Annotated in this window: 22 protein-coding genes; 11 read left to right on the top strand and 11 right to left on the bottom strand. The window is 69.7% G+C overall.

All coding sequences use genetic code 11. The annotated features are described in order from the left end of the window. The first annotated feature begins 70 nt into the window (after window positions 1-70). From IEX18_RS04845 to IEX18_RS04825, 5 genes are all read left to right on the top strand, one after another. Window positions 71-2,161, top strand: coding sequence for a malate synthase G (locus tag IEX18_RS04845; protein WP_373284525.1), 2,091 nt, complete (start codon window positions 71-73; stop codon window positions 2,159-2,161). Window position 2,162: 1 nt separating this feature from the next. Next, the gene (locus tag IEX18_RS04840; protein ID WP_188657543.1) at window positions 2,163-2,687 is read left to right on the top strand and encodes a gamma carbonic anhydrase family protein; all 525 of its coding nucleotides are present in this window, start codon (window positions 2,163-2,165) and stop codon (window positions 2,685-2,687) included. A 258-nt stretch (window positions 2,688-2,945) separates the two neighbouring features. After that, window positions 2,946-3,533 carry an SRPBCC family protein gene (locus tag IEX18_RS04835; RefSeq protein WP_188657542.1) on the top strand — a complete coding sequence of 196 codons (588 nt, stop codon included), beginning with the start codon at window positions 2,946-2,948 and terminating at the stop codon, window positions 3,531-3,533. Next, complete coding sequence (locus tag IEX18_RS04830; RefSeq protein WP_188657541.1) at window positions 3,530-4,720, top strand: zinc-dependent alcohol dehydrogenase; 1,191 nt, start codon at window positions 3,530-3,532, stop codon at window positions 4,718-4,720. The genes IEX18_RS04835 and IEX18_RS04830 overlap by 4 nt, the downstream gene beginning before the upstream one ends. 113 nt (window positions 4,721-4,833) lie before the next feature. Further along, complete coding sequence (locus IEX18_RS04825) at window positions 4,834-5,619, top strand: SDR family NAD(P)-dependent oxidoreductase (RefSeq protein ID WP_188657540.1); 786 nt, start codon at window positions 4,834-4,836, stop codon at window positions 5,617-5,619. A gap of 352 nt (window positions 5,620-5,971) precedes the next feature. Here IEX18_RS04825 and IEX18_RS04820 read toward each other — a convergent pair whose 3' ends face one another. Next, entirely contained in the window at window positions 5,972-6,136 is a 165-nt protein-coding gene (locus tag IEX18_RS04820; RefSeq protein WP_188657539.1) for a DUF1674 domain-containing protein, read from the bottom strand. Window positions 6,137-6,247: 111 nt separating this feature from the next. On the opposite strand from IEX18_RS04820, the gene IEX18_RS04815 reads away from it, so the two are divergent. The 4 genes from IEX18_RS04815 to purH are packed head-to-tail and all read left to right on the top strand — an operon-like array spanning window position 6,248 to window position 11,584. Next, on the top strand, window positions 6,248-7,483 hold the full coding sequence (locus tag IEX18_RS04815; protein ID WP_229664362.1) for an RsmB/NOP family class I SAM-dependent RNA methyltransferase: 1,236 nt from the start codon (window positions 6,248-6,250) through the stop codon (window positions 7,481-7,483). Window positions 7,484-7,540: 57 nt separating this feature from the next. After that, window positions 7,541-8,215 (top strand): ribulose-phosphate 3-epimerase, encoded by a 675-nt coding sequence (rpe, locus tag IEX18_RS04810; protein ID WP_188657538.1) that lies wholly within the window; start codon window positions 7,541-7,543, stop codon window positions 8,213-8,215. Then, window positions 8,212-9,963 (top strand): heparinase II/III family protein, encoded by a 1,752-nt coding sequence (locus IEX18_RS04805; RefSeq protein ID WP_229664361.1) that lies wholly within the window; start codon window positions 8,212-8,214, stop codon window positions 9,961-9,963. Before rpe ends, IEX18_RS04805 begins: the two co-directional genes overlap by 4 nt. A 19-nt stretch (window positions 9,964-9,982) precedes the next feature. Then, window positions 9,983-11,584 (top strand): bifunctional phosphoribosylaminoimidazolecarboxamide formyltransferase/IMP cyclohydrolase, encoded by a 1,602-nt coding sequence (purH, locus tag IEX18_RS04800; RefSeq protein WP_188657537.1) that lies wholly within the window; start codon window positions 9,983-9,985, stop codon window positions 11,582-11,584. A 152-nt stretch (window positions 11,585-11,736) separates the two neighbouring features. Here the strand turns inward: purH and IEX18_RS04795 are convergent, their stop codons facing one another. The 7 genes from IEX18_RS04795 to IEX18_RS04765 all read right to left on the bottom strand — a co-directional run bounded on the left by IEX18_RS04795 (window position 11,737) and on the right by IEX18_RS04765 (window position 22,636). Beyond that, on the bottom strand, window positions 11,737-13,251 hold the full coding sequence (locus tag IEX18_RS04795; RefSeq protein WP_188657536.1) for a lipopolysaccharide biosynthesis protein: 1,515 nt from the start codon (window positions 13,249-13,251) through the stop codon (window positions 11,737-11,739). Window positions 13,252-13,603: 352 nt separating this feature from the next. Next, window positions 13,604-16,360, bottom strand: coding sequence for a DNA polymerase I (gene polA, locus IEX18_RS04790; RefSeq protein ID WP_188657535.1), 2,757 nt, complete (start codon window positions 16,358-16,360; stop codon window positions 13,604-13,606). A gap of 474 nt (window positions 16,361-16,834) precedes the next feature. Beyond that, the gene (locus tag IEX18_RS04785; protein WP_188657534.1) at window positions 16,835-17,956 is read right to left on the bottom strand and encodes a serine hydrolase; all 1,122 of its coding nucleotides are present in this window, start codon (window positions 17,954-17,956) and stop codon (window positions 16,835-16,837) included. Window positions 17,957-18,097: 141 nt separating this feature from the next. Further along, a complete protein-coding gene (nadB, locus tag IEX18_RS04780; protein WP_188657844.1) occupies window positions 18,098-19,678 on the bottom strand; it encodes an L-aspartate oxidase in 1,581 nt (526 codons plus the stop codon). 237 nt (window positions 19,679-19,915) lie between these two features. Next, window positions 19,916-20,317 carry a response regulator transcription factor gene (locus IEX18_RS04775; protein ID WP_188657533.1) on the bottom strand — a complete coding sequence of 134 codons (402 nt, stop codon included), beginning with the start codon at window positions 20,315-20,317 and terminating at the stop codon, window positions 19,916-19,918. A gap of 11 nt (window positions 20,318-20,328) precedes the next feature. Further along, complete coding sequence (locus tag IEX18_RS04770; RefSeq protein ID WP_188657532.1) at window positions 20,329-21,558, bottom strand: sensor histidine kinase; 1,230 nt, start codon at window positions 21,556-21,558, stop codon at window positions 20,329-20,331. 145 nt (window positions 21,559-21,703) lie between these two features. Continuing rightward, the gene (locus IEX18_RS04765; RefSeq protein ID WP_188657531.1) at window positions 21,704-22,636 is read right to left on the bottom strand and encodes an ABC transporter ATP-binding protein; all 933 of its coding nucleotides are present in this window, start codon (window positions 22,634-22,636) and stop codon (window positions 21,704-21,706) included. Between the two features lie 58 nt (window positions 22,637-22,694). Between IEX18_RS04765 and IEX18_RS04760 the strand changes: the two genes are divergently transcribed. Beyond that, complete coding sequence (locus IEX18_RS04760; protein WP_188657530.1) at window positions 22,695-22,925, top strand: zinc-finger domain-containing protein; 231 nt, start codon at window positions 22,695-22,697, stop codon at window positions 22,923-22,925. 275 nt (window positions 22,926-23,200) lie between these two features. Here the strand turns inward: IEX18_RS04760 and IEX18_RS04755 are convergent, their stop codons facing one another. The 3 genes from IEX18_RS04755 to IEX18_RS04745 all read right to left on the bottom strand — a co-directional run bounded on the left by IEX18_RS04755 (window position 23,201) and on the right by IEX18_RS04745 (window position 26,252). After that, the gene (locus IEX18_RS04755; RefSeq protein WP_188657529.1) at window positions 23,201-23,737 is read right to left on the bottom strand and encodes a cytochrome b; all 537 of its coding nucleotides are present in this window, start codon (window positions 23,735-23,737) and stop codon (window positions 23,201-23,203) included. A 247-nt stretch (window positions 23,738-23,984) separates the two neighbouring features. Further along, on the bottom strand, window positions 23,985-24,755 hold the full coding sequence (locus IEX18_RS04750; protein ID WP_188657528.1) for a SapC family protein: 771 nt from the start codon (window positions 24,753-24,755) through the stop codon (window positions 23,985-23,987). A gap of 60 nt (window positions 24,756-24,815) precedes the next feature. Further along, a complete protein-coding gene (locus IEX18_RS04745; protein WP_188657527.1) occupies window positions 24,816-26,252 on the bottom strand; it encodes an FAD-binding oxidoreductase in 1,437 nt (478 codons plus the stop codon). Window positions 26,253-26,407: 155 nt separating this feature from the next. Between IEX18_RS04745 and IEX18_RS04740 the strand changes: the two genes are divergently transcribed. Further along, a complete protein-coding gene (locus tag IEX18_RS04740; RefSeq protein WP_229664360.1) occupies window positions 26,408-26,848 on the top strand; it encodes a hypothetical protein in 441 nt (146 codons plus the stop codon). Window positions 26,849-26,850: the final 2 nt, after the last annotated feature.

Genomic DNA, 26,850 nt, shown 5'->3' with positions numbered 1-26,850 from the left:
AATAGGGAGAGTCTTACGCAGGTCTGGCTAACGGGTGGAGCAGGCAAGAAGGAGCGATGCGATGACTGCCATGACCGACCGGGCCGACCTTCTCGTCGCGGCGCCGTTGGCGCGCTTCCTCGAGGAGCGGGCGCTGTCCGAAACCGGGATCGACCCCGCCGCCTTCTGGGCCGGCACCGCCGCGATCTTCGCCCGCTTCGCCCCGCGCAACGCCGCTCTGCTCGCCGAGCGCGACCGGTTGCAGGCGGCGATCGACGGCTGGTACGCGGTACGGAGCGGACGACCCTTCGATGCCGACGCGCATCAGGCGTTCCTGCGCCGCATCGGCTATCTGGTGGACGCGCCCGCGCCCTTCGCGATCGACACGCATGGGGTCGACCCGGAGGTCGCGACGCTGGCGGGGCCGCAGCTGGTCGTGCCGATCCTCAACGCGCGCTTCCTGCTCAATGCGGCCAATGCGCGCTGGGGGAGCCTCTACGATGCGCTCTACGGCACCGATGCGCTGCCGGGTGCGCCGCGAACCGAGGGCTATGACGCGGAGCGCGGAGGAGCGGTGATCGCCTGGGCGCGCGGCTTTCTCGACGCGGTGGTGCCGCTGGCGACCGGAAGCTGGCGCGACTGGGACGGAGGCCAGCCGCCACTCGCCGACCCCTCGCAACTCGCCGGCCGCGCGGGCGACTCCTGGCTGCTGCGCCACCATGGCCTGCATATCGAACTGGTGATCGACCGCACGCATCCGATCGGCCGCGACGACCCCGCGGGCCTTGCCGATGTGGTCCTGGAGGCGGCGCTGACCACGATCGCCGATCTGGAGGACTCGGTCGCGGCGGTCGATGCGGCGGACAAGGTCGCCGCCTATGCCAACTGGCTGGGGCTGATGCGGGGCGACCTGACCGAGACCTTCGCGAAGGGCGGCCGCACCATCACCCGCCGGCTGGCCGCGGACCGCGCGTATGTCGCGCCCGACCGCACGCCCTTCAGCCTGCCGGGGCGCAGCCTGATGTTCGTGCGCAATGTCGGCCATCTGATGACCACGCCCGCTCTTCGCCTGCCCGGTGGCGAGGAGGCGCCCGAGGGCATCCTCGACGCGATCGTCACCAGCCTGATCGCGCTCCACGACCTCCACGGCGCGCGCGCGAACAGCCGGGCGGGGAGCCTCTATATCGTCAAGCCGAAGATGCACGGGCCGGAGGAGGCGGCCTTCACGAACGATCTGTTCGATGCGGTCGAGGATCTGCTCGCCCTGCCGCGGCACACGATCAAGGTCGGCGTGATGGACGAGGAGCGGCGCACCTCCGCCAATCTGGCCGCCTGCATCCATGCGGTGCGGCACCGGATCGTCTTCATCAACACCGGCTTTCTCGACCGGACGGGGGACGAGATCCACACCGCGATGCGGGCCGGGCCGATGGTCCGCAAGGGGGAGATGAAACAGGCCGGCTGGATCGCCGCCTATGAGCAGCGCAACGTGCGGATCGGCCTCGCCTGCGGTCTCGGCGGGCGGGCGCAGATCGGCAAGGGCATGTGGGCCGCGCCCGACCGGATGGCGGACATGCTGGCGCAGAAGGGCGCGCATCCCGCCAGCGGCGCCTCCACCGCCTGGGTACCGAGCCCGACCGCCGCGACGCTCCACGCGACCCATTATCACCGGATCGACGTCGCCGCGCGGCAGGCGGAGGAAGCGCTAGCCACGGTGCCGGAGCTGGATGCACTGCTCACCCCGCCGCTGGCCATCGGACGTAACTGGAGCGCGGCCGACATCCGCGAGGAACTGGACAATAATGCGCAGGGGCTGCTCGGCTATGTCGTGCGCTGGATCGACCAGGGCGTCGGCTGTTCCAAGGTGCCGGACATCCACGATGTCGGGCTGATGGAGGATCGCGCGACGCTGCGCATCTCCTCGCAGCATATCGCCAACTGGCTGCTCCACGGCGTCGTCACGGCAGACGAGGTGGAGGCGGCGCTGGCGCGGATGGCGGTGACGGTCGATGCGCAGAATGCGGGCGATCCGCTCTACCGGCCGATGGCGGGCGATCCCGACCATCTGGCGATGCAGGCGGCGCGGGCGCTGATCTTCGAGGGGACGGCGCAGCCCAATGGCTATACCGAGCCGCTGCTCCACGCCTATCGTGCGCGGGCGAAGCAGCGGGAGAAGGCGTGACATGCCATGCTATGCGATCGGCGAGGCGCAGCCGACCCTGGCCGAGGGGGTCTGGATCGCGCCGTCGGCCGAGGTGATCGGCGACGCGCGGCTGGACGAGGGGGCGAGCATCTGGTTCGGCGCGGTGATCCGCGCGGACAATACCCCGATCCTGGTCGGCGCGCGGACCAATGTGCAGGAGGGAGCGATGCTCCATTCCGATCCGGGCAGCCCGCTGACGATCGGTGCGGGCGTGACCGTGGGGCATCACGCGATTCTGCACGGCTGCACGATCGGCGACGACGTGCTGGTGGGGATGGGCGCGATCGTGCTGAACGGCGCGACGATCGGGGCGGGCTGCCTGGTCGGTGCCGGGGCGCTGGTGACGGAGGGGAAGAGCTTCCCGCCGGGCACGCTGATCGTGGGGAGTCCCGCGCGGGCGGTGCGAGCGTTGCCGGAGGAGGCGCTGGCGGGATTGCGGCTGTCGGCGGCGCATTATGCCGCGCGGGGGCGGGATTATGCGAGGAACTTGAGGCGGGTGGACTGATGCGATCCTCCCCGCTCCGCGGGGAGGGGGACCGCGCCCGAAGGGCGGGGTGGAGGGGGAGGGCCGCGGGCGCAGCGCTCGTGGCCGCCCCCTCCACCATCGCTGCGCGATGGTCCCCCTCCCCACGTTGTGGGGAGGATCTTAGAAGAAAGGCGCAGCTTTCAAGTAAAGATTTGATCTTCATCAAGTCTTGCGAAAATCCGGAACAGATCATCGGCTCTCGCGCTTGGGACTTCCGACCGGACTTCGGAGGTTCCCATGACCGATCTCGCCAATCCGCAGGCGGACGACGCGCCGCTGATCGCCTCGAAACGCAAGGAGGCCGGCGCGGACGCCGCCGGACAATTGCCCGAAGCGCAGGGTGATGCGCTGGTCGGCAATGCCGTCACGATCAACCGCCCCGTCGCGGAGGTCTATGCCTATTTCCGCGACTTCGCGAAGCTGCCGAGCTTCATGGAGAATGTCGAGCGGATCGACGTGCTCGACGACAGCCGCTCGCACTGGGTGGTCAAGGCGCCCGGCGGCGGCACGGTCGAATGGGATGCGCGGATCACCGAGGAAGAGCCGGAGCGGCTGATCGCCTGGACCAGCGAGGAGGGAGCGGACGTGCCCAATTCGGGCCGGATCAGCTTCCGCGATGCCGGCGCGCGCGGCACGGTGGTGAGCGCGGTGATCCTCTACGATCCGCCCGGCGGCTTTATCGGCCGGGTGGTCGCCAAGATGTTCCAGCGCGAACCCGCCATCCAGGCCCGCCGCGACCTGCGCCGCTTCAAGCAGCTGCTGGAGACGGGCGAGATCGCCACCCCCGCGATGAACCCCAAACAGTTCGAGGAGATGGGGCTGTGAAAGCACTGGCCTGGCACGGCAAGCACGACGTGCGCATCGACACCGTCGACGATCCGGAGATCGTCAATCCCCGCGACGCGATCATCAAGGTCACCTCGACCGCGATCTGCGGATCGGACCTGCACCTCTACGACGCCTATATCCCGACGCTGAAGGCGGGCGACGTGCTGGGCCATGAATTCATGGGCGAGGTGGTCGAGGTCGGTGCGAAGTCGACGCTGAAGAAGGGTCAGCGCGTCGTCGTGCCCTTCACCATCGCGTGCGGCGAATGCTTCCATTGCGGCAAGCATCAATATTCGGCCTGCCCCAACGGCCTGCCGGCGGACAATCAGGATATCGCGCGCGAGCTCTACGGCACCGAGATGTCGGGGCTGTTCGGCTACAGCCACATGACCGGCGGCTATGCGGGCGGACAGGCGGAATATGTCCGCGTGCCGTTCAGCGATGTCGGCCCGATCGTGATCCCGGACGGGGTGGACGACGACAAGGTGCTGTTCCTGTCCGACATCCTGCCGACCGGCTGGCAGGCGGCGGAATATGCGCAGATCGAGCCGGGCGACACGGTGGCGGTCTGGGGCTGCGGCCCGGTCGGTCTGTTCGCGGTCCAGTCGGCCTTCCTGATGGGCGCCGAGCGGGTGATCGCAATCGATCACTTCCCGCACCGGCTGGAACTCGCCAAGCGGTTCGGCGCGGAGACGATCAACTTCGAGGAGACCGCCACCTACGAGGCGCTGATGGAGATGACCGGCGGGATCGGCCCCGATGCGGTGATCGACGCGGTCGGGCTGGAGGCGCACGGCCTGTTCGTCGACAACGTCATCGACCAGATCAAGGCATCGACCTTCCTCGGCACCGATCGCCCGCATTCGATCCGCCAGGCGATCATCGCCTGCCGCAAGGGCGGTCGCGTCTCGATGCCGGCGGTCTATGGCGGCTTCGTCGACAAGTTCCCGCTCGGCGCGTTCATGGAGAAGGGGCTGACGCTCAAGACCGGCCAGACCCATGTCCAGCATTACATGCCGGGGCTGCTCAACGCGATCATGGAGGACAAGATCGATACCGAATTCCTCATCTCGCATCGCATGCCGCTGTCGGAGGCGCCGGAAGGATACCGGATGTTCAAGGACAAGCAGAACGAGGTGACCAAGATCGTGCTGAAGCCGGGGATGGACCGGGCGGCGGCGTGAGGACTGCATAATCGTCACCCCGGCGAAGGCCGGGGTCTCCACGGGGCGGGCGTTCCGTCCGCCAAGCAGAAGATCCCGGCCTGCGCCGGGATGACCCGATCGGGAGCAAGATCATGGCCAACACATTCGCGATCATCACCGGTGCCTCGACCGGCATCGGCTTCGAGCTGGCGACGCTGGCGGCGAAGGACGGATACGACATCCTCGTCGTTGCGGACGAGCCGCTGATCGAGGCGGCGGCCGAGGATTTCCGCCAGTTCGGCACCGAGGTCCGCTCGGTCGTGGCGGACCTGTCGACGCTCGAGGGCGTGGACACGCTGCTCGCCGCCACGAACGGCCGGCAGGTCGACGTGCTCTGCGCCAATGCCGGCAAGGGGCTCGGCCATGCCTTTCTCGACCAGTCGGTCGAGGATTGGCGCCGGGTGGTCGACACCAACATCACCGGAACCATCTATCTGCTGCACAAGGTGCTGCCGCAGATGGTCGCGCGCAACGCGGGCAAGGTGCTGGTGACCGGATCGATCGCCGGCTACATCCCCGGCTCGTTCCAGGCGGTGTACAATTCGACCAAGTCGTTCATCGACTATTTCACCGACGCGCTGCGCGACGAATTGCGCGAGGCGGACGGGGTGACGCTGACGACGCTGAAGCCGGGGCCGGTCGACACCGAATTCTTCGCCAGCGCCGACATGCTCGACACCTCGGTCGGCCAGTCCGAATCGAAGAGCGATCCCGCCAAGGTCGCGAAGGACGGCTGGGACGCGATGAACAAGGGCGAGGCGTCGATCTTCTCGGGACTGAGCACCAAGGTGCAGGGCGTGATGGCGAACGTGCTGCCGGCCTCGGTGCTGGCGGCGCAGCATCGCAAGATGGCGGAGCCGGGGAGCGGGGAGGAGTAGGTCTCGGTCTTTCGTCATGCCGGGCTTCTCCCGGCATCCACGCTTTACGTCGTGCAACAGATCGAGCGCGCGTGGCGGGGTGGATCCCGGAACAGGTCCGGGTTGACGGTAGAGCTGGAAGGCACGCTCACCACCAACCCCTTCCGTTCCCCCTGAGCTGTTGGAACCGTCGCCCCAGCGCAGGCTGGGGCCTCCTGCGGCTCTTGCTCTGCGCTCTAGATGGAAGATCCCAGCTTTTGCTGGGAATACGCCAGATTAAGTTTGGAGTGATCAGTCGAGCGGCGAGCAGGTCAGTGCCTCGACGGGCTCAGCACGAACGGAGTGGAGGCATGCGCCCTCCGAAGAAAGCCCCTCAGAAATCCACCGCTATCCCCTTCAGCTCCCAGTCCCCGTACCGCACAGGGTCGCGGCCCAGCGGGTCCTTCTCCTCGTGCCGTTCCACCGCTTCCGGCGCGGGCACGGGCGGGTTGGGGGAGAGATAGGCGGGGGGCTTCACATGCGGGGGGCGCTGGCCCATGGCTCGGCTCCATCGTTGCGGGATCGGCGGTTCGCCTCCATCTAGGATGGCGGAGGACCGAACTGAAGTGAACCGATCGACGACCGACATGATCCGCGGGACGCTGCGCGCTTGACCGAATACAGCCACGCGCCCGAGCCGCTCGGCGTGCCCACGCGCCGCGCCGCGATCCGGCTGATCGATGCGGTCCTCCGCCGCGGCGAGTCGATCGAGGCGGCGCTGCCGGCGGCCACCCGCATGGTGCACGGTCCGGACCGCGGCCTTGCCCATGCGATCGCGGCGGAGACCTTGCGGCGCCTGCCCGATCTCGACGCGCTGATCGACGGCGCGACGGCGCGGCCGCTGCCCCCCGATGCCAAGGCGCGCACCGCGCTGCGCATCGCGCTGGTGCAGGCGCTGGTGCTCGGCACCCCGCCGCATGCCGCGATCGCCACGGTGCTGCCGCTGGTCGAGGGTGGGCCGCGGCGGCTGGTCCATGGCGTGTTCGGCACGCTGATGCGTGGCGGGGCGACGCTGCCGACATTGCCGGCCCTGCCGGAAGCGGTCGCGGAGCGCTGGCGTGCGGCGTGGGGCGAGACGATGGTGGAGGCCGCGCAGGCGGCGATCGCAGCGCCGCCGCCGCTCGACCTGACGCTGGCCGATCCGTCCGCGACCGAGCAATGGTCCGCGACGCTGGGCGGCACGAGCCTGATGCCGGGCCATGTCCGGCTGACTGGCGACCATGCCCCGGTCACCGAACTGCCCGGCTTCGCCGAGGGGGCATGGTGGGTGCAGGACGTCGCCGCCTCGCTGCCTGCGCGCGCGATCGGCGCAGGGCGCGGCCATGCGCTCGACCTGTGCGCCGCACCGGGCGGCAAGACGATGCAGCTCGCCGCCGCCGGCTGGCAGGTCACCGCGGTCGACCAGTCGAACAACCGGCTGAAGCGGTTGCGCGAGAACCTCCATCGCACCCGGCTGAAGGCGCAGGTGGTGCAGGTCAACCTGCTCGACTGGGCGCCGGCGGCACCGGCCGACGCGGTGCTGATCGATGCGCCGTGCAGCGCCACCGGCATTTTCCGTCGCCATCCCGACGTGCTGCATCGCGTCCACCCCACGCTGGTCGCAGAGCTGGCCGAGCTGCAGGCGCGCATCCTGCTGAGAGCCGCCGACTGGGTGAAGCCGGGCGGAACGCTGGTCTATGCGACCTGTTCGCTCGAGCCGGCAGAAGGGGAGGCGCAGATCGAGGCATTGCTGCGCGACCGGGACAACTTCGTCCTGAAGGACGATACGCCCGGCCGCATTTTGCCGGGCCATATCGCAGGCGGGAACGACGGATTCTTTATCGCGAGCCTTGCCCGCAAAAATTGACCTGCCCTAACTGACGCGGACGCTTGCCGGTTCCATTGTCCCTGTTAGAGACGGATCATGCAGCCTGTCCGTATCGCCCCGTCGATCCTGTCCGCCGACTTCGCCAAGCTGGGCGAGGAAGTGCGGGCGATCGATGCGGCGGGGGCGGACTGGATCCATATCGACGTGATGGACGGGCATTTCGTGCCCAACATCACGATCGGCCCGGCGGTGGTGAAGGCGCTGCGCCCGCACACCGCCAAGCCCTTCGACGTCCATCTGATGATCTCGCCCGTCGACGCCTATCTCGATGCCTTTGCGGAGGCGGGGGCGGACTGCATCACCGTCCATCCGGAGGCGGGGCCGCACGTCCATCGCACCGTCCAGCACGTGAAGTCGCTCGGCAAGCGCGCGGGCGTGGTGCTCAATCCCGCCACGCCCGCCAAGATGCTCGACTATCTGATCGATACGGTCGATCTGGTGCTGGTGATGAGCGTCAATCCCGGTTTCGGCGGGCAGCACTTCATCGACAGCCAGCTCAAGAAGATCGCGGCGATCCGCAAGATGATCGACATGACCGGACGCGCCATCGATCTGGAGGTGGATGGCGGGATCGATCCGGTCCATGCCCGCCGCTGTATCGAGGCGGGGGCCGATGCGCTGGTCGCGGGGACGGCGGTCTTCCGCGGCGGCCCCGAAGCCTATGCCGCTAACATCGCCGCGCTGCGCGGCGACCCGGCCCGCCTGGGGTGAGGGACGAGGGGGCGCTCGTTCCCGGAGCCGACGGGATCGAGGAAGGCAAGCGGCTGGTGCGCGTGGGCGGCGACCTGGGCCTGTCGCTCGCCGAACGCCTGTCGGAACGCCTTTATCGCCTGACCTGGCGCACCCCGCTCCACGCGATGCGGCTGAAGGGCCGCTATCCGCTGAAGCTGATCGCGGTGCCCGACGATCCCATTCCCGGCGATGCGAAGCGCGGCCGCGCGCTGATCGCGGGCACCCTCGACTTCCGGGGCGAGGCGCGGCCGGTCCATGCGCTCGACCTGAAGAATCCGGACTGGAGCCCCAGCTTCTCGCGCTATCTCCACAGCTTCGCCTGGCTGCGCGACCTGTCGACCGTCGCCACCCGCGGGCAGGCGGCGCCGCGGGCGGAGGCGCTGATGGCGCGCTGGCTGGCGGTACATGCCGAGCGGGTGAACGGCGTCGCCTGGGCGCCCGATCTGTGGGGCTGGCGGCTCCTGTTCTGCACCGCGCATGCGCCGCTGATCCTCTCCTCGACCGACCTCATCTATCGCTCGCGCGTGCTCAACACGCTGGCGCGGGGCGCACGGCACCTCGATCGCGGGGCCGATCGCGCGGCACCGGGCGCGCCGCGGATCGCGGCCTGGTGCGGGGTGATCGCGGCGGGGCTGCTGATCCCCGGCGGCGACCCGCGGCGCAGCTTCGGCGAGGCGGGGCTGGCCCGCGCGCTGGCGGGCGGCGTGTTCGAGGACGGCGGCTCGGTCTCGCGGAGCCCGGCGATGCTGCTCGACACGATCACGCTGCTGGCGATGCTGCGCGAATGCTATGCCGCGCGGCGCATGGCGCTGCCCGATGCGGCGGCGGCGGCGCTGCCCCGCATGGTCTCCGCGCTGCTCGGCGTGATGCACGGCGACGGCGCGCTGGCGAGCTGGCAGGGCGCCGGGCCGTCGACCGTCGACGAGGTCGCGGCGGTGATCGCCGCCAGCGGCGTGCGCACCCGGCCGCTGCGCCAGTCGCGCGAATGGGGCTATCAGCGGCTGGCGGCGGGCAGCGCGGTGCTGATCGTCGACGCCGCGCCGCCGCCGATCGCCCGGCTGGTGGAGGGGGGCTGCGCCTCGACCCTCGCCTTCGAATTTTCCGACGGGGACCAGCGGTTGATCGTCGGCTGCGGCGGGGCACGGGCCGCCATGGCGAACATGCCGATGGCGCTGCTCGACGGGCTGCGCACCACCGCCGCGCATTCGACGCTGGTGATCAGCGACAGCAACTCCACCGCCATCCATGCCGACGGGATGCTGGGGCGCGGCGTCTCCGCGGTCGAGCTGTCGCGGCAGGAATCGGAAGCGGGCAGCCGGATCGAGGGCAGTCACGACGGCTATGTGCGCCGCTGGGGCTTCCTCCACCGCCGCCAGCTGATGCTCTCGAACGACGGGCGCGAGCTGCGCGGCGAGGATGCGCTGCTGCCCGCCGGCCGCCGGCCGCGCTGGCGCGGCGCGGCGCCCTTCGCGGTCCGCTTCCATCTCGCGCCCTCGGTCGAGGCGTCGCCCACCGCCGACGGACAGGCGGCACTGCTGCGTCTGCCGGGCGGGGAGGGCAAGGGTGCGCTCTGGCAGTTCCGCTGCCGCGGCGGCGCGCTGTCGATCGAGGAAAGCCTGTGGATCGACGGAGAGGGGCGGCCGCGCGCCACCGCCCAGCTCGTCGTCACCGGCGAGGCGCCGGCGGGCGGCGCGAGCATCAGCTGGGCCTTGAAGCGCGCGCTCTGACAGGCCAAGGGGCGCGGCCATGACCGCATCCTCCGACTCCGTGGTTCCCGCCACCCGCGCCCTCCTGTCGGTGTCCGACAAGACCGGCATCGTCGACCTCGCCACCGCACTGTCGCGCCACGGCGTCGAGCTGGTCTCCACCGGCGGCACCGCGCGCGCGCTGCGCGAGGCGGGGCTGGCGGTGAAGGACGTGTCCGACCTCACCGGCTTTCCGGAGATGATGGACGGCCGGGTCAAGACGCTGCATCCGGTCGTCCATGGCGGGCTGCTCGCCGTGCGCGACGATCCGGCGCATGTCGCCTCCATGCAGGAACATGGCATCGGCGCGATCGATATCGTCGTCGTCAACCTCTACCCGTTCGAGGCGACCGTGGCGAAGGGCGCGGCCCGCGACGAGGTGATCGAGAATATCGATATCGGCGGCCCGTCGATGGTCCGCTCGGCCGCCAAGAACCATGCGCATGTCGCGATCCTGACCGACCCGGCCGACTACCAGATCGTGCTGGACGAGATCGCGGCGGGGGGCACCACACTCGCCACCCGCCGCCGCCTCGCCGCCAAGGCGTTCGCGGCCACGGCGGCCTATGACTCGGCGATCGCGCAGTGGTTCGCCTTTGCCGATCAGGGCGAGACCTTTCCCGCGACGCTGCCGCTCGCCTTTGCCCGCGGCGGCGAGCCGCTGCGCTATGGCGAGAACCCGCACCAATCGGCGTCGCTCTACCTGCCGCGTGGGCCGCACGCGAACGGCATCGCCCAGGCCGCGCTGATCCAGGGCAAGGCGCCGAGCTACAACAACCTCAACGACGCCGATGCGGCTTTGGAATTGGTGGCGGAATTCCGCGACGGGCCGCCGGCCGTGGTCATCGTCAAGCACGCCAATCCTTGCGGCGTCGCGACCGGCAAAACGCAGCTGGAGGCGTACAAGGCCGCCTTCGCCTGCGACACCGTGTCGGCGTTCGGCGGCATCGTCGCGGTCAACCGCCCGCTCGACGAGGAAACGGCAGAGGCGATCGCGGCGATCTTCACCGAAGTCGTCGTCGCGCCGGATGCCGATGACCCGGCGAAGGCGGTGTTCGCGCGCAAGAAGAACCTGCGGCTGATGCTGACCGGCGCGCTGCCCGATCCGGCGCGGCCCGGCCTGATGGTGAAGTCGATCGCCGGCGGGCTGCTGGTGCAGGGCCGCGACAATGGCCGGCTGAGCGAGGACATGCTGAAGGTCGTGACCCGCCGCGCGCCGACGCCGCAGGAGCTGGCCGATTGCCGCTTCGCCTGGACGGTCGCCAAGCATGTGAAATCGAACGCGATCGTCTATGCCAGGGACGGTAGCACCGCCGGTATCGGCGCGGGGCAGATGAACCGGCTCGAATCGGCGCGCATCGCCGCGTGGAAGGCGAAGGACGCGGCCGAGAAGGCGGGCTGGGACCGGCCGCGAACGATCGGCTGCGCGGTCGCCTCGGACGCCTTCTTCCCCTTCGCCGACGGCCTGCTCGCCGCCGTCGAGGCGGGCGCGACCGCGGTGATCCAGCCGGGCGGCTCGATCCGCGACGACGAGGTGATCGCGGCGGCCGACGAAGCCGGGCTGGCGATGGTCTTCACCGGGATGCGCCACTTCCGGCATTGATCCAGATCCTCCCCACGAAGTGGGGAGGGGGACCGCCGCCGAAGGCGGTGGTGGAGGGGCATTGCCGCGTACGGATCGCTCGTGGCGACGCCCCTCCACCACCCGGCTGCGCCGGGCGGTCCCCCTCCCCGCATGGCGGGGAGGAGCGAGCCCTATCGAATCTGCGCCCCCACATTGGGCAGGGTCGCCTCCTCGGTCTTCGGCATCTGCCCGAACAGCGCGCGGTCGGCCGGACCGAAGGCCCAGCGCCACAGGATATAGAGGTAGGTCGCCGCGATCGCCGGCTCGCCGAACAACAGCTCGGCCCATTCGAGCCGGTGCGGCAGCAGCGTGAACCCGCCGCCCACCGCCAGTGCCGCGAGCGCCGCCCAGAGGAGCGGCCAGCGCAGCGGCGAGACGGGCGCGGACAGGATATGGCGCAGGAGGCGCGCCTTGATGATCGAGGTGAGGCCGAGGCTCGCCGCCAGCGCCACCGCGACCCCCGCCGCCTGCGCCATCACCGGCCAGCCCAGCGCGCGCATCCCCAGCACCAGCGCGAAGCTCAGCCCGATTTGAAACGCCAGCATCGCGATCGAGATCAGCAGGTTCCGATGCCGCGCCGTGTAGACCAGCGCCGACTCGCACACCGCCCCGGTCGAGGCGAGCACCTCGCCCGCGAGCAGGAAGGCGAGCGCGGCGGTGCCGGCGACGAATTGCGGGCCGACCACGCCCATCACCGCCTTGCCCGGGATCGAGCCCATCAGCGCGAGCAGACCCTGCGCCGCGATGATCCAGAAGGCGACCTGCCGCACCTGCCGCGCCACCGCGGCGCGGTCGTTCTCCGCCAGCGCGCGCGTGATGACGGGCCCCAGCACGGGATCGAAGCTGGTCTTGAGCTTCTGCGGCAGCGAGGAGACCTGCTGCGCCATATAATAGATGCCGACGATCCCCGGCGTGAACAGCAGGCCGAGGATGAAGCGGTCGACATTGCGGCTGCCCCATTCCAGCGCGTCCGCCCCCGCGAGCGGAGCGTTGGCGCGCGCCATACGGGTCAGCACGCGGAGCTGCGGCGACCAGCCCGAGGGCAGGCCGTAGCTGCGCAGGAAGGGCACGATGCTGGCGATCAGCGCCGCGGTCATCGACGCGACATAGGAGAGGACCAGTCCGTCGCGGATGGTGAAGAAGGAGAAGACATAGGCCGCGATGGAGATCGTCCACGGCTCCACCACCGCCCGCGCGGTTACGGCCGCCTTGACGTTGAGGCGATAGGCGAGCGCGGCGAGGCTGACGTCGGACCAGGCGATCGCGACGACGATCAGCGGCAGCCAGCGGTCCAGCCCGGTGATCGGCGTGTTGGGATACATGATCTGCGGGAACAGGCACAGGACGGCGCTGGCGATCAGCGAGGCGACCAGGGCCAGCGCCATCGCATCCCATACGATATGGACATGCGGGCGCTCCGCCCCGGACAGCGCCTGGGCAAGGCCGCGCTTCATGCCGAGCGTGGCGAGCAGCGCGGCGAGCTCCACCACCACCACGGCGATGGCGAAGCGGCCGACCAGATCGGGTCCGTAATAGCGGCCGGCGATGAACAGGAACGGGATGCGCGCGGCAAGGCGCAGGATGAAGCCGGCGATATTGGTCCGCCCACCCTTGGCGAGGGCGTCGATGTCCTTCGGCTGGGTCATCGGGGGCGGCGTCCGGCGACACCCTCGCCCTTCCGGCGCGGCGCGCCTCCCACCCTGTCCCATCGGGAGAGGGAGGGGGCCCGCCCGGCGCAGCCGGGTGGGAAGGGTGAGGGTGGGTAATTGCTTTGCGGTGCACCCGCCCGACCACCAACCGTCACCCCGGCGAAGGCCGGGGTCCAGTTGGGGGCGGCTCGCGAGATGCGGCAAGGTCCCCAAACTGGGCCCCGGCCTTCGCCGGGGTGACGGGGGAGGGGGGCGCACGCCGTGGCAAAGCCACGCCGTCGGACGGGCGCTGCCCGCCGGCCGCGCTGGCGCGAGTCATCCGGGCATGGCCGGCTGCCGCGCTGCGCGATCAATGCGCCGCTCCCCAGCTCGGCCCCGTGCCGATCTCGACCCCCAGCGGCACCGACAGTTGCACCGCCGGCTCCGCCGCGCCTTCCATCACGCCGCGGATCACCGCGCTCGCCGCTTCCACGTCGCCCTCGGGCAGTTCGAACACCAGTTCGTCATGCACCTGGAGCAGCATCCGCACATGGCCGAGGCCAGCCGCGGCGAGCGCAGGCTCCATCCTGACCATCGCGCGCTTGATGATGTCGGCGCTGGTCCCCTGGATCGGCGCGTTGATCGCGGCGCGCTCGGCGCCCTGGCGCTCGCCCTGGTTCTTCGACTTGATGCGTGGGAACCAGGTCTTGCGGCCGAACAGGGTGGTGGTGAAGCCGCTCGCGCGCACGCTCTCCAGCGTCTCGGCGATATAGCGGTTGATGCCGGGGAAGCGCTCGAAATAGCGGTCGATCATCGCCTGCGCCTCGTCCGCCGACACGTCGAGCCGGCCAGCCAGGCCCCAGCGGCTGATGCCGTAGAGGATCGCGAAATTGATCGTCTTGGCGCGGGCGCGGGTGTCACGATTGACCTCGCCGAACAGCTCGGTCGCGGTCAGGCTGTGGATGTCGTCGCCGTTGGCGAAGGCGTCGCGCAACGCGGGCACGTCGGCCATATGTGCCGCCAGCCGGAGCTCGATCTGCGAATAGTCGGCCGCGAGCAGGACGTTGCCCGGCTCCGCCACGAACGCCTCGCGGATCTGGCGGCCGGTCTCGGTGCGGATCGGGATGTTCTGGAGATTGGGCTCGGTCGAGGACAGACGGCCGGTCTGCGCGCCGGTCAGCGAATAGCTGGTATGGACGCGGCCGGTGCGCGGATTGATCTGCGCCTGAAGCGCATCGGTATAGGTGTTCTTGAGCTTGGTCAGCTGGCGCCAGTCGAGCACCTTGGCGACGATCTCGTGCCCCGGTCCCTTTTCGCGCGCGAGCCGTTCGAGTTCGGTGACGTCGGTCGAATAGACGCCCGACTTGCCCTTGCGCCCGCCCTTCAGCCCCAGCCGCTCGAACAGCACGTCGCCCAGCTGCTTGGGGCTGCCGATGGTGAAGGGGCCGCCGGCCATCGCATGGACCTCGGTCTCCAGTTCGGCGATCTGCTCCGCGAACTGGGCGGAGAGCGCCGCCAGCCGGTCGCGATCGACCTTGATCCCGTGCGTCTCCATCCGCGCGATCACCGGCACCAGGGGGCGGTCGACCATCTCGTAGACGCGGGTCGCCTGTTCGGCCGGCAGCCGCGCCCTGAAGCGCTTCCACAGCCGATAGGTCACGTCCGCATCCTCGGCGGCGTAGCGGGTGGCGGCCTTCAGATCGACCTCGTGGAAGCCGCGCTGGGTCTTGCCGGTGCCGACCACGTCCTTGAACGCGATGCAGCTGTGCGACAGATGCGTCGCCGCCAGTTCGTCCATGCCGTGCCCGTGCAGGCCCGCGTCGAGGTCGAAGCTCATCACGATCGTGTCGTCATGCGGCGCAACGGCGATGCCACACAGGCCCAGCACGATCATGTCGTATTTGAGGTTGTGGCCGATCTTGAGGACCGAAGGGTCTTCGAACAACTCCTTCAACTTGGTCAGCGCGACCGTCCGGTCGATCTGCACCGGCGTCTCGGCGAGCAGGTCGCTGCCGCCATGGCCGAGCGGGATGTAGCAGGCGAGGTTCGGGTGCAGCGCCAGCGAGACGCCGACCAGATCGGCCTGGGTCGCGTCCGTCCCGGTCGTCTCGGTGTCGATCGCGACCCAGCCCTGATGCCGCGCGGCGATGATCCAGCGGTCGAGCGCGCTCTCGTCCTGCACCGTCTCGTACGAGTCGTGATCGCAGGCCGGGTCTTCCTCCATCGGCACCGCGGCGGGAGCGGGGACGGGGGCCTCGGCGACCTGGCCGAGCTTGGTCAGCAGCGAGCGGAAGCCGTGATGCTCGAGAAAGGCGCGCAGCGGCGCGTCGGGAATCCCCTTCAGCTCCAGCTCCTCGAGCGGCTCCGGCAGCGGGCGGTCGCAGGCAAGCGTCACCAGCACGCGGCTGAGCCGCGCCGCCTCGGCATGTTCGATCAGATTGTCGCGCAGCTTGCCCTTTTTGAAGTCCGGCCCCTGCGCCGCCGCCAGCACGCTTTCGAGGTCGCCATGCTCCTGGATCAGCTTCGCCGCGGTCTTCGGCCCGATGCCGGGGACGCCGGGGACATTGTCGACCGAATCGCCCATCAGCGCCAGCACGTCGCCCAGCTTCTCGGGCGGAACGCCGAACTTCTCGACGACATATTCCGGCCCCAGCCGGCGGTTGTTCATCGTGTCGAGCATGTCGAGCCCCGGCTCGATCAGCTGCATCAGGTCCTTGTCGCCCGACACGATCGTCACCTGCCAGCCCTGCGCCAGCGCCGCCTTGGCATAGCAGGCGATGATGTCGTCCGCCTCCAGCCCCTCTTCCTCGATGCACGGCAGCGAGAAGGCGCGGGTGGCGTCGCGGATCATCGGGAATTGCGGGACGAGATCCTCGGGCGGCGGCGGCCGGTGCGCCTTGTACTGGTCGTACAGCTCGTTGCGGAAGGTCTTGGACGATTTGTCGAGGATCACCGCCATATGCGTCGGTCCCTCCGCCGCATGGAGCGCGTCGGCGAGCTTCCACAGCATCGTCGTATAGCCATAGACCGCGCCCACCGGCTCGCCGAGCCGGTTCGTCAGCGGCGGCAGGCGGTGATAGGCGCGGAAGATATAGCCGGAGCCGTCGACGAGATAGAGATGGGCCATGGTGTCCGCCGTTTAGCGGACAAGCGGGGGCGAGGACAGGGGATGCGGGGGGTGGCGGTGTCGTTCTGTCGACCCGGCGACCCGCTTCACAATCCGTCGCCCCGGCGCAGGCTGGGGCCCGCCGCTGCTCCCAACCGTTCCGTCGCCGGGAGACCCCAGCCTGCACGGACCCTTAACCCAACCCCCTCCATCCCCACGCAGGCGGGGATCCATATTCTCCGACGTTGGCGAACGATGCGGAACCCTCCCGCGCGTCTGGATCCCCGCCTTCGCAAGACAGCTGCGAAATTCGGGACGGCAACCCTTTCCACTCGTCATCCCGGACCTGTTCCGGGATCCACCGTTCCACAAAACCAAGAGCTTCTGCGTTTGCGGCGCCGTGGATGCCGGAACAGGTCCGGCATGACGGGATGATTTCGCAGATGTCTCGCCTTCGCGGGAATGACGGCGGGGGGGGGCTGGCCCCCGCCCGCCTCAATTCGCCAATGTAAACGCCGCACCCGGTGCGCTGCTCGAATAATCCGCCACCGCCGCCGCGACGTTCTGGATCAGCTGCTGGCGCTCGCGGATCGGGCGGCGGGTGTCGCCGATCATGACCGCGAGCGCATAGCGGCGGCCGTCCGGTGCGGTGATCAGGCCGACATCGTTGAACCCGGCATTGCGCCCGCCCAGATCCTGGCCGGTGCCGGTCTTGTGCGCCAGCGTCCAGCCCGCCGGCATCGCCGCGCGCAGCCGCGCATGGCCGGTGCGGGAGGCGGCCATGGTGTCGAGCAGGATGCGCGTCGAGGTTTCCGACAGCAGCTCGCCGCGCGCCAGCCGGGCGAGGGCGTCGGCGATCGCCAGCGGCGCGGCGCCGTCGGGCGGGTCGGCGACATAGCGGTCGAGCGCGGCGGTGCGCTGTTCGAGGGTCAGCCGCGAGCGCGCGATCTCGAAGCCGTTGCCGACCGCATAGGAGGGCTGCCACACCAGCCCGGCGGTACCCGCCTGGAGCAGCCGCTCGCCGGGACCGAAGCGGATGTCGCCCAGCCGCTTGGCCGCGATCATCCGCCGCACCGCCTCCGGCCCGCCGACATAGGTCAGCAGCCGGTCGTTGGCGGTGTTGTCCGACTGGGTGAGCGCGCGGGTGAGGAGCCCGCCGACCGTGGTCTGGAACCCCTCCTCGCCCTTCACCAGATAGGCGATCGGCTGGTGGAAGAGCGTCAGATCCTCGCGCCGGACGGTGATCGGCTCGTCCAGCCGCGCCTTGCCCTGGTCGCGCAGGTCGAGCAGCGTGATCGCCACCCAGAGCTTGGAGACCGACTGCTGGGGCAGGCGCTGGCGGCCGCCGGCCTCGACCGTCCAGCCCTCGTCGACCGCCCGCACCGCGATGCCCATCCGGCCCTCGAAATTGCGGGCGAGCGCCTCGATCGAGGCTTGCAGGCGGACCGGCACGTTGGCGGTCGGGCGCGGCGCGGGGGGCGGGATGGCGATCGAGACTTCGGGCGCATCCTCCCGCGCGGGCGCGGCCGCGGCGGTCGCACCCGGCCGCGAGCCCGAGCTGCATCCCATGATCGTCGCGATGACCAGGCCGAGGGCCGCAGCCCGTGGAAAAAGCATTGATTTCACCCGCACCGATTGGAGACCTTATCGCGCGGGGACGCGGGGGAAATGGCGGTTTTCGGCGGGTGCGACGAGACGATGCTGCAACGCGATGAGGTGAGTCGGACGCTTGGGGCGACCTCTCGATCACCCGTTCCCTCACGGCACCAGAACCGTATCCTCCGCCTTCTCCAGCATCTGCGGATAGTCGAGCGTATAGTGCAGCCCCCGGCTCTCGTGCCGGTGCAGCGCCGAACGGACGATCAGTTCGGCCGTCTGGAGCAGGTTGCGCAGCTCGATCAGGTCGGGCGTCACGCGGAAATGGCCGTAATAGTCGGACACTTCCTCGTTGAGCATGCGGATGCGATGGCGCGCGCGCTCCAGCCTTTTGGTGGTGCGGACGATGCCGACATAGTTCCACATGAAGCGGCGGATCTCGGTCCAGTTCTGCTTGATCACCACCTCCTCGTCGGAGTCGGTGACGCGGCTCTCGTCCCAGGCGCGGATCGGCGGGGGCGGGGGCAGCTCGTCCCAGTGCGCGGCGATATGCGCCGCCGCCGCCTCGCCATAGACGAAGCATTCGAGCAGCGAGTTGGACGCCAGCCGGTTCGCGCCGTGCAGACCCGACTGGGTGCATTCGCCCGCAGCATAGAGGCCGGGCAGGTCGGTGCGGCCGTCCCGGTCCACGACGATCCCGCCACAGGTATAATGCTGCGCGGGCACGACCGGGATCGGCTGGGTCGTCATGTCGATGCCCAGGCCGATCAACTTCTCGTAGATGTTGGGGAAATGGCCGCGCACGAAATCGGGCGGCTGGTGACTGATGTCGAGATGGACATAGTCGAGGCCATAGCGCTTGATCTCCGCGTCGATCGCGCGCGCCACCACGTCGCGCGGGGCCAGCTCCATCCGGTCGGCATCGTAATAGGTCATGAAGCGCTTGCCGGTGACCGGATTGATCAGCCGACCGCCCTCGCCGCGCACCGCTTCGGTGATCAGGAAGTTCTTGACCTCCAGATTGTAGAGGCAGGTCGGGTGGAACTGCATGAATTCCATGTTGGAGATCCGGGCGCCCGCCCGCCAGGCCATCGCGATCCCGTCCCCGGTGGCGCCGCGCGGCGCGGTGGAGAAGAGATAGGTGCGGCCCGCGCCGCCGGTCGCCAGGATCGTCGCGCGCGCGGTGTGGACGCGCACCGTGCCGGTCCCGCGGTCGAGCGCATAGACGCCCCAGACCCGGCCCGCGCCCGAATAGCGCTCCTCGTGCCGACCGGTCGCCAGATCGATCGCGACCTGATCGGGGACGAGCGTGATGTTGGGATGCGCCTCCGCCGCGCGTTGCAGCGCGACCTGCACCGCCCAGCCGGTCGCGTCGGCGACATGGACGATGCGGCGGTGCGAATGGCCGCCCTCGCGGGTCAGGTGGAGCGCGCCGTCCTCCTCGGCGAAGGGAACGCCGAGCGCGCGCAGCCGCTCGATCGCGGCGGGCGCGCGCTCGACCACGAACTCCACCACGCCGCGATCGTTGAGGCCGGCGCCCGCGACCATCGTGTCCTCGACATGGTTGGCGAAGGTGTCGCCCGGCTCCAGCACCGCGGCGATCCCGCCCTGCGCCCAGGCGGTCGACCCCTCGTTCAGCGCGCCCTTGGCGAGCACCGTCACGCGGTACCGGTCGGCCAGGTTCAGCGCCGCGGTCAGCCCCGCCGCGCCCGAGCCGACGATCAGGACGTCGCTGTCGGTCATGCGGCGGCGCGTGGCATGCGCGGGGCGGGAGACGGTACGATCCTCATCCGCGACGCTCTGCCATAGCGGGGCGGGGCTATCCATCCCGATATCGTCACCCCAGCGAAGGCTGGGGTCTCTCCGGGGCAGGTGCCTTACTCGCCTCATGAAGACCCCAGCCTTCGCTGGGGTGACGGATTTGGAGGAGGAAGGCAGGCGGAACCCTCAGATCCTCCCCGTCCACGGGGAGGATCGTGCTCAGAACGCCCGGCCGGTGCGCTTGTCATTCTCCAGCTGGCGGATGCAGCCTTCGATCTTGGCGAGCAGCAGGTCGAGATCGATTGGCTTGGTCAGATAGTCCGCCGCCCCAGCGCGCAGGCCGGCCAGCATATGGTCGCGATCGGTCAGCGCGGTGAGGAAGATGAAGGGGATGTTGGTCAGCTCGGGATGGTTCATCTGGATCGCCGCAAGCAGCTGGAAACCGTCCATCTCGGGCATTGTGATGTCGCAGATGACGATGTCGGGCCAGGCGCTGACGATCAGGTCGAGCCCCTCGCGGCCGTTCGCCGCCTCCAGCGTGGCGAAGCCGGCGTCCTTCAGCTCCTCGACGATGAACTTGCGGATTGCGGTCTCGTCCTCGATGCACAGGATGGTGATCATGATGGCGTCTCTCAGGCGGAAAGGGGGCCGGTCGCAGGTACGGACGCGGCGATGGGACGGATGCGGGGCAGGCGCACGGTGAAGGTCGAGCCGCGGCCGCGCTGGCTGGCGACCTCGACCACGCCCTGGTGCATCTCGACGATCTGGCGGACGAGGTGGAGGCCGATGCCGGTGCCCGCGATCCCGGTGGAGGTGCGCGCCCGGAAATAGCGCTGGAACATCCGCGGCAGATCCTCGGCATCGATGCCGATGCCGCGATCCTCCACCGCGACCACGACGGTGTCTTCGTCGGCCCAGGCGCGCACATGGATATCGGGCGCGTCGCGTGCATATTTGACGGCGTTGGACAGAAGATTGGTGAAGACCTGCTCAAGCGCCGAGCGGTCCGCATCGATCCGGTCGGGCAGCCGGGCGAGGTCGAGATGGAAGCGATGGGTGCCCTCGATCCCCGAGCGGCGCTCGCAGCACAGGCGGATCAGCTCGGCGAGGTCGATCCGGTCGTAGCTCAGCTGCCCCTCGCCGGCATCGTGGCGGCCGGTGACGAGGATGCTCTCCATCAGATCGATGATCCGGGCGACCGAGGCGCGGATCTCCACCGCCTTCTCCTCGACGAAGATCGCGTCGGCGCGGTCGCGGTTGCGCAGCAGCCGCTGCGCCGCGCCGTCGATGATGGTCAGCGGGGTGCGGAACTCGTGGCTCGCCATGGTGACGAACTGGCGCTGGTTGTCGTTGATCTCGCGCTCATGGGCGAGCAGCCGTTCGAGCGCCTCGGCCTGTCGCCAGACCAGCACGGTGCGCTCGCGCACCCGCGCCTCCAGCGTATCGTTGGCGCGGGCCAGCTCCTCCGTTACCCGCACCTTCTCGGTCACGTCGAGATGCGTCGCGACATAGGTGTCGCCATCGAGCGGCGAGTGGCTGATCTTGATGACCCGCCCGTCGGCGAGGGGGATGTTGCGCACCGCGGGGGCGTGGCTCGCGCGCGCCTCCCGCTCGATGTCGAGATAGGCGTCGATGTCCGCCGGGCCGCAGCCGCGCGCGGCGCAATGGTCGAGGATCGCGGCCCGCGACGTGCCTTCCTCCGCCAGCGCCGGGGGCAGGTCGTACATCCGCGCATAGGCGACGTTGCACAGGATCAGCCGGTGGTCGCGGTCGAACATGCACAGGCCATGGAGCATGTTCGACAGCGCGGCGTCGAACAGCCGGTTCTGCCGCTCCAGCCGATCCTTCCAGTGCCTCGACATCGCTTCATCCAACCCCTTCGAGTGAAAGGGAATTAGACGAACGCATGCTCAAGGTTCGTTTAGCGCGGTCGCGTCGTTAGGACTGGTGGGATCGGCTTTGCGCAGTTGTCGCCCTTTCTCCCGCAAAATCCGGCCTTTGTACGGTTCAGGTCGGTTCGCCGACCAGGCTGAGGAACACGTCCTCCAGGTCCGCCTCGCGAGTCGTGACGTCGACGATGCCCAGACCCTGCGCGGTGATCGCGCCCAGCACGTCGCCGGCATTGGCGACGTCCTTGCGATAGGTGACCGCCAGCACGCGCTCGCCCTTCACCTCGACCTTCTGGAAACAGGGCGCGTCGGGAGCGGTCGTCAGGTCGCGGTCGACCGTCACCTCCACCACCTTCTCCTGCGCGCGGCCGACCAGCGTGCGGGTCGGCTCGTTGGCGACGACGCGGCCATGGTTGATGATTGCGATGCGGTCGCACAGCTCCTCGGCCTCTTCGAGATAATGGGTGGTCAGCACCACCGTCACCCCGCCCGCGTTGAGCTCGCGCACATAGTCCCACAATTGCTGGCGCAGCTGGATGTCGACGCCCGCGGTAGGCTCGTCGAGCACCAGCACGGGGGGCGAATGGACCATCGCCTTGGCGACCATCAGCCGCCGCTTCATGCCCCCCGACAGGGTGCGGGCATAGGCGTTGGCCTTGTCCTCCAGATGCACGGCGCGCAGCAGCTCCAGCGAGCGGCGCTGCGCCTTGGGCACGCCGTAGAGGCCGGCCTGGATCTCCAGCGTCTCGACCGGGGTGAAGAAGGGATCGAACAGGATCTCCTGGTTGACGATCCCGATCGACGCCTTGGCGTTGCGCGGATGCGCGTCGATGTCGAACCCCCAGATGGAGGCGCTGCCGCTGGTCTTGTTGACCAGCCCGGCCAGGATGTTGATCAAGGTCGACTTGCCCGCGCCATTGGGGCCGAGCAGCCCGAAGATGGTGCCGCGCGGTACCTCGAACGAGACGCCGTCGAGCGCGCGCTTGCCGCCCGCATAGGTCTTGCACAAATCGCTTATCGCGATCGCGGCGGTCGTATCGGCCGGAGTCATGGCGCTCGCGATAGGCCGTGGCTTGCCTGACGACAATGCGCTTTGCTATCGGGCGCGCATGCATCCGCCGCTCGAAGTGACTCGCACCACCCAGACCCGCGTCGCCTGTGACGGTGCGGCCGACATTCCCGGCGGCGCCGCGCTGGGCCACCCGCGCGTCTGGCTGCAGATCGACGAGGAAGGCTATATCGACTGCGGCTATTGCGACCGCCGTTTCGTGCTGATCGGCGGGCCGGCCGACGGGGTGGATCAGGCGCGCCTGCCGGATATCAGCGAGGGTTCGGCCTGAGGGGGCGGTCGGCGGTTCGGCTGCCGACCTGATCTGCCCAGCCACTATCGTCATCCCAGCGAAGGCTGGGATCTTCGGGGTCTGCCATTGCAGGAGCCGCGGGAGGCCCCAGCCTTCGCTGGGGCGACGAGGGACGTTCAGTCGCTACAGCCGGATGACTTCACATGAATCCGTTCGTGCTGAGCGAGGTCGAAGCACAGGTGGCTTTCAGGCCCTTCGACTGCGCTCAGGGCGAACGGTAGAGGTCGGGCAAGCTCAACCCCTCATGCGCCGGCCTACCGGTCCAGCGCCGGCGCCATCCGCGCCAGCACCCGGTCGCGCAGCAGCAGGCGGTGGCGGAGCGCCGCGGCGATGTGGAGCACGACCAGCGCCAGCATCAGCCAGCCGAGCAGCTCGTGCGCCTCATGCCCGAAGCCGCCGCCCGCCTCGCCGACGGGCAGATAGGGCACGTCGAACAGGCCGAACCAGGTCAGCGGCCGGCGCACCGGGCCGCCGGAGACCATCATCCAGCCCGTCACCGGCATCGCGATCATCAGCGCATAGAGCGCCCAGTGGACGCCATGGGCCAGCGCACGTTCGTGCGCGCGGATATGGCCGGGCAGCGGCGGCGGGCGATGGGTCAGCCGCCAGGCGACCCGCGCCGCGGTCAGCGCCAGCACGGTGAGGCCGATCGGCTTGTGCAGCGCCATGCCGCCGATCGCGTCGTGCGCGATGCCGATGACGAGGTTCAGGATCACGAGCACCGCGATCGTCCAGTGGAACCAGATCGCGACGGTCGAGTAGCGTACGACCGGATCGGTGCGGATGCTCATGCGGCGGTGACTCCCCTCAGGAGCGGCCAGCCTAGGCTTGTTTGTTGGTAAGGCAATGGGCGTGCTGATGGCGAGAGTGCCGCCATCCGCCCCCTCCGTCACGCTGGCACGTGCCACCTCCCCCTGGCGGGGCGGAGGGATTTACGGCCGATCCTCCCCTGTCAGGGGGAGGTGGCGGCCCGTCAGGGCCGTCGGAGGGGGAGGGCGGCGGCGCGCTCTGCGCACCAGCCCCCCCCCCCCCGTCCCTTCAGAAGGTGGGCACCGGCGCCGGCTGGGGCGTGCCGTTCTGCTGGGCCTGACGCGCGAAGATGTCGCGCATCAGCGACAGCGAGAAGAGGTGCGCATAGATCAGCGGCAGCATGCCCGACTGGCTCATCTTGCGCAGCTGGTCGCCGCGCAGGTTCGCCAGCTTCTCCTCGTTGACCATCTGGAAGCCGCGATAGACGAAGGGCTGGGGCGCCCCGGTCAGCTCGATCGTGACCTCGCCGTCCATCAGCAGCTCCAGCTCGCGCAGCTCGCGCACGAACGCCTGGGTGCGCTGGCCGGCCTGCTCGAACGTCTCGTTGAAGCCCAGGATCTGCTTGGTCGCCTCGCTCGGCTGGTCGCCGTCGAACAGCTTGTCGCCATCCTCGAACGCGCCCAGCGCCGGCGATGCCGGGTCGAAGCACAGCGACAGCTCCTCGGTATCCGGGCGCAGCCGCGCGAGCATGAAGGGGTAGCGGCGGATATAGGCCGGGACATAGATGTTCTCGGTCACCGCGCCAGTCGAATCGACGAAGACGTTGACGCCCTCGTTCAGGCCCATCAGCCCGAGCGGGATCGCATCCTCGCCGACCGAGAAGACGATCGGGAAGTTGCGCTGCGCCAACGGGAATTCCTCGACCGTCAGCGGAATCGCGTGCTGGCCGATCAGGAAGGGGGCGGTTTCCTGCGGGCGGATGCGCCAGTCGGCATGGGTGTTGCTGGAGAGCGGCTCCAGCCCGTTGTAGAAAAGCGGCAGTTGCGGCGCGCTGGCCATGGTCTCACTCCGATCGATCGACAGCGCGAGCCCCCCGCCCGACGCCCAAGACCCGCCGCACTATTGCGGCGGGGAAGCGGGTGCAAGCAGCTTGCCGGGGTTGAGGATGCCGAGCGGGTCGAGCGCACCCTTGATCGCGGCGAGCGCCGCCAGCCGCCCCGGCGGGGCGAGCCGCGCCAGTTCCTCGCGCTTCATCTGGCCGATGCCGTGCTCGGCGCTGATCGTGCCGCCCGCCTGCGTCACCAGATCGTGGACGAAGCGGCTGATCGCGGGCGCATCCTTGCCGAACCAGCGGTCGCGGTCGACCACCCGCGGCGCGCGCACGTGGAAATGGATGTTGCCGTCGCCCAGATGGCCGAAGCCCGACGCCCGCGTGCCCGGAAAGCGCGCCTCGCACGCCGCCGCCGCCTCGACCATGAAGCGCGGCATGGCGTCCACGGGCACGGCGATGTCGTGCTGGGTCGCCGGGCCCTGCGCGCGCTCCGCATCCGACAGCGAGTCGCGCAGCCGCCAGAACGCCTCCGCCTGCGCCTCGCTGGCGGCGATCGTCGCATCGGCGACCAGCCCGTCGGACAGGGCCTGCGCCAGCACCCGCTCGACGAAGGCGGCGGGCGGCTCGACCTCGGCGGAGGCGGCGGTCGCCTCGATCAGCAGGTGCCAGGGATGCCGGCCGTGCAGCGGCGCGCGCGCATCGGGCAGATGGGCGAGCGCGGCGTCGAGCGTCTCGGCGGGCAGGATCTCGAAGCTCTCGACCGCGTCGCCCGCCGCCTGGAACCGGCGCAGCAGCGCCAGCGCCGCCGCCGGATCGGCGACCCCGGCCCAGGCGACCGCGCGCGCGACCACGGCGGGCACGAGCCGGAGCGCGGCGGCCGTGACCACGCCCAGCGTTCCCTCCGCCCCGATCAGCAGCTGGTCGAGGCTGTAGCCGCGATTGTCCTTGGCGAGCGCGCCGGTGCCGTCATGCACGGTGCCGTCCGCCAGCACCGCCTCCACCCCCGCCACCAGCCCGCGCATCGTGCCGAAGCGCAGCACCTGCGTGCCGCCGGCATTGGTCGAGACGAGCCCGCCGACCGTCGCGCTGCCGCGCGCGCCCAGGGTCAGCGGAAAGCGGGAGCCGATCGTCAGCGCCGCCGCGTTGAGCGTCTGCAGGATCACGCCCGCCTCCGCGACCGCGAGCGAGGGCGACAGGCTGCGGATCGCGGTCATCCGCCGCAGGGAGAGGATCAGGGCGCTGCCGTCCTCCGGCGGGGTGGCGCCGCCGACCATCGAGCTGTTGCCTCCCTGCGGCACGAGGGGGACGCGGTGGCGCGCCGCCGCCCGCACCACCTCTGCCACCTCCGCGGTGCTGCGCGGGGCGAGGATGGCGGGGGTGACGCCCTTCCACCGCTGCCGCCAGTCGACGGTCCAGGGCGCGATCGCCGCCGGGTCGGTGACGATCCCGGCCGGATCGAGCACGCGGGACAGATCGGCGACCATCGCCGTTTGCGCTGGAGTCATGCGCCGATCCGCTACCGCGCGCGCGCGCGAAAGTCACGCCGCCGGCCATGACGCAGCGGCGCCGCCTGCCGCAGGGATCGGAAGTGGCGCCATGATTTTGTCATGGCCGGTTCAGCGGTTGTTCAACGATTCCGGGCAAGGCGCAGAACCTGCCCATGCTGCACGCCGCCCTGCCCCTGTCGATCCTGTCGCTCGCCTCCACGGCGATGGCGTTCGCCGATCTGCCGGACGCGTCGGCGCAGGTGACGATCCACGAGCGCATCACGATCCGCGTGCCGCGCATGGTCGCCGCGCCGATCCAGCGCATCGTCGCGCCGCGCCGCGACTGGAAGGAGCGCAAGGGCCCCAAATGCCTGGGCATGACCCAGCTGGCGGCGGCGGCGATCACCTCGACCAGCGCGATCGACCTGCTTCTCGCCGATGGCCGCTGGATGCGCGCGCGACTCGACGGGGATTGCCGCTCGGCGGACTTCTATTCGGGGCTGTACCTGCGTCCGGGCAGCGACGGCCAGATCTGCGCCAAGCGCGACGTCATCCGCATCCGATCCGGCGCGAAATGCGCGATCGAGGCCTTTCGTACCCTCCAGCCGCGGTGAGC

Origin of the sequence: Sphingomonas metalli (assembly GCF_014641735.1) — a bacterium.
GTDB lineage: Bacteria > Pseudomonadota > Alphaproteobacteria > Sphingomonadales > Sphingomonadaceae > Sphingomonas > Sphingomonas metalli.
This window is presented reverse-complemented; position numbering and strand designations above follow the sequence as displayed.